We start from the raw sequence: 6,225 nt of genomic DNA, 5'->3' as shown, positions 1-6,225 counted from the left end.
ACGCCTGCTTATGCACATCTGTACGGAGCGGCACCTGCGGAGGGGTCTGCACCGACGCCTGCTTGTGCACATCTGTACGGAGCGGCACCTGCGGGCGGGTCTGCACCGACGCCTGCTTATGCACATCTGTACGGGGCGGCACCTGCGGGCGGGTCTGCACCGACGCCTGCTTATGCACATCTGTACGGGGCGGCACCTGCGGGCGGATCTGCACCGACGCCTGCTTATGCACATCTGTACGGGGCGGCACTTGCGGGCGGGTCTGCACCGACGCCTGCTTATGCACATCTGTACGGGGCGGCACCTGCGGGCGGGTCTGCACCGACGCCTGCTTATGCACATCTGTACGGAGCGGCACCTGCGGAGGGGTCTGCACCGACGCCTGCTTGTGCACATCTGTACGGGGCGGCACCGGCGGAGGGGTCTGCACCGACGCCTGCGCGCGTACCGCTCCTGGTGAAGGTTTCGGCACACAAATCGCTATACTGGCCTTCTTTATAGCGGCCTGTGGTAATGGCCGTGGTCCTTGTGATATTAAACCACTAATATTTGTGGGTGTTTGTCCACTATTTGCCACTCCAACTAATTTGTTAGTTTTAGAGTTAAAGACAGAAACCTCACATATACTATTACCCCTAACTCCAGGGTTATTATGAGTTCTACTCTTTGTAGAGCAGTCTGCTGGAATATCATTTATACCCATAAAGATCCTCATTTAATCTCATTAATAATAAATAATAGTTATACTTTACAAGAAGGCATATAAAAACCATAAAACAGCAGAAAAATAGCATAAAAACCATCATCAAACTTTCAAAAAACGCTCATAATAGTTTGATGGCAGACAAAGAAAATTATTATTATCTTTCATTATTAAACACTAAACATTCACCATGTTTATACAAATAAAAAACGAAGTTGATTATTCAACTTCGTTTTTTAAATAAAGAGCAATTGCCAAATTCAACTACGAACCAACATTACCACCCAGTAAAAAAATTACTGCACTTCAGCCAGTTGGCGCTCGCGATGGCGTTTGAATACCCAGCCTGCAAGCAGCAGGAGAATCCACGCAAAACCGACGTACAGCGAAATGCGGGTATCCGGATGATAGCCAATCAGAGCGATGATAAAGACCAGGAAAATCAGGCCAACAACGGTCGTCGTTACCCCACCCGGTACTTTAAACTTCAGCGCTTTGACCTCTTCCGGCGGCAGACGACGACGGAAGGCGATCTGCGACAGCAGGATCATAATCCACACCCAAACCGTGGCGAACGTTGCCAGCGAAGCGATCACCAGGAAGACGTTTTCCGGCATAATGTAGTTAAGATACACCGCAAACAACAGCGCGATGGTCATCACCATCACTGTTACCCACGGCACGCCACGACGCGACGTTTTGGCGAACATTTTCGGGGCACTGCCCTGCTCTGCCATACCGTGCAGCATACGCCCCACACCGAAGACGTCAGAGTTGATGGCCGACAGCGACGCAGTCAGGACGACAAAGTTGAGGATCCCGGCTGCAAAGGTAATGCCCATATGCTGGAACGTCATAACGAACGGGCTACCGTCGGTACCGACCTGGTTCCACGGGTAGATAGACATAATGACGAACAACGTCCCCACATAAAACACCAGGATACGCATTGGTACGGAATTGATGGCGCGCGGAATAGATTTTTCCGGGTCTTTGGCCTCGCCTGCGGTAATCCCGATAATCTCAATCCCGCCGTAAGCGAACATCACCATTTGCAGCGACATCACCATGCCGAGCCAGCCGTTGCTGAAGAAACCACCGTTGCTCCATAAGTTATGGATACCGGTCGGTTGCCCGCCGTTGCCAATCCCCCAAATGATGATACCAAAACCGGCGACAATCATGATGATAATGGTGGCGACTTTGAAGAACGAGAACCAGAACTCCAGCTCGCCAAACACCTTCACGCTCATCAGGTTGATGGCGCAGATAATCAGCACTACGCTGAGTACCCAAATCCAGTGCGGTACGGCCGGGAACCAGACGCCCATGTAAATACCAAAGGCTGTCACGTCGGCAATGGCGACAATCAGGATTTCAAAACAGTAGGTCCAGCCGGTAATGTAACCAGCCAACGGTCCGAGGTTTTCCTGCGCATAGCGCGAGAAAGAGCTGGCAGCCGGGTTATGAACAGACATTTCGCCCAGCGCACGCATAATAATATACGCCGCCACGCCGCCGATAATATAGGCCAGCAACACGCTCGGCCCCGCCATTTTGATGGCATCGGCTGAACCATAGAACAGCCCGGTACCAATTGCTGAACCTAATGCCATAAAGCGAATGTGCCGGGTGCTCAGCCCACGCTTTAGCTTGTTATTACTTTCCATCGATTCCTAACCTGTTAACACAATAAAAAAACCACGGGGCCATATTAATAGCCCCGTGGTTAAAACTTATTGTCAGTGATATTAGTGTGCGCTGGAGGTCACTTGTCGACCCGCTGCGCGATCCCAGATAACGGCCAGGACCACCATCACGACTGTTGGCATCAACCACGCCAGCCCCTGCTCCGCCAGCGGTAAACGCTGGGTCCAGGCTGGTAAGACATCGCCAATTGCAGAAGCTTTAATGCCATCAAGGATACCAAAAATCAGGCTGATAAACATCGCAGGTGCAATGACGCGGGAAGAATTATGCCACCATGAGCGGGTAAAGCTTAATACAACCAGTGCGATACATGGCGGATAGATAGCCGTCAGCACCGGAATAGAGATCTGAATCAGATGGCTCAGACCCAGGTTAGAAACCACCATCGAGAAGCCGCCGAGGATAAATACCAGCGTACGATAAGACAGTGGAACATACTGGGCAAAGAACTCTGCGCACGCACAGGTCAAGCCAACCGCGGTGACCAGACAGGCGATGAAAATCAGCGCCGCCAGCAGGAAGCTGCCTGCACCACCGAAGGTGTGCTGAACATACGCATGCAGAATTGCCGCACCGTTAGCAGATTGATCGACCAACGTCGCACTGTCTGAACCCAGACGGAACAACGCAAGGTACAGCAGCGTTAAACCCACGCCCGCCATCAGCCCAGCCCAGACGGTGTAACGGGTCAACAAACGCGCTTCGGTAACGCCACGCGAGCGGGCGGCGTTAACAATAACAATACCAAATACCATCGCGCCCAGCGTATCCATCGTCAGATAGCCGTTCACAAAGCCATTCGAGAATGCCGCGTTTTGATAGGCTTCCATCGCATTGCTGATCGGGCCCGCTGGCCAGACAATCGCCGCCACGGAAAGCACAACCAGTGCCAGAATTTTCAATGGAGCAAGGAAGTTGCCCACGGTATCCAGCAGTTTGCCGGGATACAGTGACACCAGAATCACAATCGCGAAGTACACCACGCTGTAGATGAACAGCGGCAACGCAGAATCACCGGTCAGCGGTGCAATCCCAACTTCGAACGAAACCGTTGCGGTACGCGGCGTGGCGAATAATGGCCCCACGGCCAGATAGCAGACGGTAGCCAGCAGCAGACCGGCAACTTTACCGATAGGCGTGCTCAGGCTGTCCACACCGCCGCCCACTTTCGCCAATGCGACCACGGTAAGTACCGGCAGGCCTACGGCGGTAATCAGGAAGCCAAAGGCCGCGGTCCAGACGTGCTCGCCTGCCTGCAAACCAACCATTGGGGGGAAAATAATGTTACCTGCACCAACGAACAGTGCAAATGTCATAAATCCCAGTGCGATAATATCGCGCGATTTTAACTGATGGGTCATAAAGTCTTACTGCCTGTGGATGTGGTGTTGAAAACGTTTAATTTTCTGCCTTTCCCTGCGGGATGATACAGCGGCATTTTTAAGCAATTCCAGCGGGAAATTCTCCCGGTCTGGCGCGGCGAAGAATAGTTTTTCGATTTACCGCGTAAATGCAGTCGGTATGACAGCATTTGATGCGCAATTTAAACGCTTATAACGTTTTAAAGCAAGGTGGGATCTAAAAACCAGAACAATATAGTGATATGAAAAGTTGAACCAGCACAAAACACCATTCCCTGGAAAAAGACATGGGTAATCATGCGAACAAAAAACAATCAAACGTCGTAAAATTCAGGAGCTACTTATTGACTACAACAAAAAAAGCCAGCTCGCGCTGGCTTTTGGAAAGATAAACTTACGAATACGTTTTAACCGCTATTTTTGGCAATTAAACGTTCCGGGATCACGAAACTAAATCGCGTTCCCTGGCCTGGTTCGCTGTCGATATTCAAACGGCTGTCGTGATGATGCAGGGCATGCTTAACGATGGCCAGCCCGAGTCCGCTACCGCCCGTTTGCCGCGATCGCGCTTTATCTACGCGATAAAAACGTTCGGTCAAACGTGGAATATGCTCGGGGGCAATGCCCGGACCGTTGTCTTCCACGCAAAACTCCGCCCCCGACGCCACATGCTGCCAACGTACGGTAATGTGCGTTCCCGCTGGTGTGTGGTTCACCGCGTTGTACACGAGATTCGAGATAGCGCTACGCAACTGCTCCTCGTTGCCCCGCACGTTCAGGCTGTTATCAACATCAAAAGTAAACGTATGTTTTTGCTGGCTCAGGGTTTGCGCTTCGTGCTCGATCACGCGCAGCATCATGGGCACATCGACTTTCTCATTCAGTTGCAACGTCGGAGCAGCTTCAATTTTTGACAGCGTCAGCAGCTGTTTCACCAGGCCTTCCATACGGTACGTTTGTTCACGCATGGTATGCAGCGCTTTTTCGCGCGTTGTCCCTTCCAACGGATGCTCCTGCATCATTTCCAGATAGCCTTGCAGCACCGTCAGCGGCGTGCGCAGCTCATGACTGGCGTTGGCGAAAAAGTTACGTCGGGAACCTTCCAGTTGATGCATCTGCGTAACGTCGCGCGCCACCATCAGCAGTTGCTTATCGGTATAGGGCATCACGCGAATTTCCAGATGCCGTCCGGTGTTGAGTACCAGATTAATTGGCCGACTAAAGTCGCGTGTTTTCAGATACAGCGTAAATTCCGGGTAGCGCAGCAGATTAAGGATATTTTGCCCGCTATCGTCCGGCCAGCGTAACCCTAAAACCTGCTGTGCCAGTCCGTTACACCAGAAAATCCCGCCTTCTTCGGTGGTTAGCACCACTGCGTCGGGCAGTGATTCGGCGCCGCTGCGAAAGCGTTTAATGAGGTTACCCAATTCGCGACGGCGCTTTTTGTTACGCAGCTGCATTTGATGCAGCCCATATAACAACGGCTCCCAACTGCCGCGCCCCGGCGGCGGCGTCATACTTCTGTCGACCCATAGCCACCAGGACAAACGTAATAAATTCCAGAAATGCCAGATAAGCAGGCCCGTTACCGACGCCAGTAAAAACCAGGGCAGGTAACCGAAAAAAGCGCTAAGGATAAATGCCGGTATGCAGCAGAGGATCAGCTCCAGCACCAGCCTTTTCCATGACAATCGTTCAAGCAAACGTCTTACTCCATTTACAGCCTAATCCCTCAGGCCCTTATTACTTGCAGTCAGAAGCGGGTCGAAAAGCGATATCCCGTCCCGCGCACCGTCTGCACCATACGATCGTGTCCGCTGTGCTCCAGCGCTTTACGTAAGCGGCGGATATGCACATCCACTGTCCGGTCTTCCACGTAGACATTGGTTCCCCAGACATGATTGAGGAGTTGTTCACGGCTGTAGACGCGCTCAGGGTGGGTCATAAAGAAGTGCAACAGTTTGAATTCGGTCGGCCCCATATCCAGCGGATCCTCGCCGGTCATCACGCGATGCGATGTCGGATCAAGGCTTAGCCCCTGCATCTCAATAACCTCTTCCACCGCCATCGGTGAAATACGACGCAGAACCGCTTTAATACGCGCCACCAGCTCCTTGGGAGAAAACGGCTTAGTAATATAGTCATCCGCGCCGGTTTCCAGACCCCGCACACGGTCTTCTTCTTCACCGCGCGCCGTCAGCATCATCACGGGGATATCCCGCGTCATCGCTTCCCGTTTGAGGTGTTTAATAAACTGTAGACCCGAGCCGCCGGGAAGCATCCAGTCAAGCAGGACGAGATCCGGCCAGGGTTCATTAAGTTGGTTCACAGCACTGTCATAGTCTTCGGCTTCTACGGGTTGAAAACCGTTTTGCTCGAGCACGAAGCAGACCATTTCACGAATTGGAGCTTCATCTTCTACGACCAGAATACGTCTCGCCATGATTTGCC

The 6,225-nt window shown here is 52.2% G+C and carries 4 protein-coding genes and 1 pseudogene; 1 reads left to right on the top strand and 4 read right to left on the bottom strand.

The window, feature by feature from the left end; translation table 11 throughout:
- Nucleotides 1–501: pseudogene (locus OGY19_RS22025) on the top strand (hypothetical protein); the annotation flags it as partial.
- 498 nt (nt 502–999) lie between these two features.
- Here OGY19_RS22025 and proY read toward each other — a convergent pair.
- From proY to phoB, 4 genes are all read right to left on the bottom strand, one after another.
- On the bottom strand, nt 1,000–2,373 hold the full coding sequence (proY, locus tag OGY19_RS22020; RefSeq protein ID WP_286597211.1) for a proline-specific permease ProY: 1,374 nt from the start codon (nt 2,371–2,373) through the stop codon (nt 1,000–1,002).
- Between the two features lie 81 nt (nt 2,374–2,454).
- Nucleotides 2,455–3,774, bottom strand: a complete 1,320-nt coding sequence (gene brnQ, locus OGY19_RS22015) for a branched-chain amino acid transporter carrier protein BrnQ (RefSeq protein WP_040232748.1) — start codon at nt 3,772–3,774, stop codon at nt 2,455–2,457.
- Between the two features lie 407 nt (nt 3,775–4,181).
- A complete protein-coding gene (gene phoR / locus OGY19_RS22010) occupies nt 4,182–5,477 on the bottom strand; it encodes a phosphate regulon sensor histidine kinase PhoR (protein ID WP_115600857.1) in 1,296 nt (431 codons plus the stop codon).
- 50 nt (nt 5,478–5,527) lie between these two features.
- Nucleotides 5,528–6,217, bottom strand: a complete 690-nt coding sequence (gene phoB / locus OGY19_RS22005; protein WP_003021496.1) for a phosphate response regulator transcription factor PhoB — start codon at nt 6,215–6,217, stop codon at nt 5,528–5,530.
- Nucleotides 6,218–6,225: the final 8 nt, after the last annotated feature.

It is taken from the genome of Citrobacter sp. Cy070 (genome assembly GCF_030332245.1).
In the GTDB taxonomy this organism is placed as follows: domain Bacteria; phylum Pseudomonadota; class Gammaproteobacteria; order Enterobacterales; family Enterobacteriaceae; genus Citrobacter; species Citrobacter youngae.
This window is presented reverse-complemented; position numbering and strand designations above follow the sequence as displayed.

Excerpts from the sequence above, each read along its gene's own strand:
- proY (WP_286597211.1), bottom strand. The coding sequence starts at position 2,373 with ATGGAAAGTAATAACAAGCTAAAGCGTGGGCTGAGCACCCGGCACATT.
- brnQ (WP_040232748.1), bottom strand. The coding sequence starts at position 3,774 with ATGACCCATCAGTTAAAATCGCGCGATATTATCGCACTGGGATTTATG.
- phoB (WP_003021496.1), bottom strand. The coding sequence starts at position 6,217 with ATGGCGAGACGTATTCTGGTCGTAGAAGATGAAGCTCCAATTCGTGAA.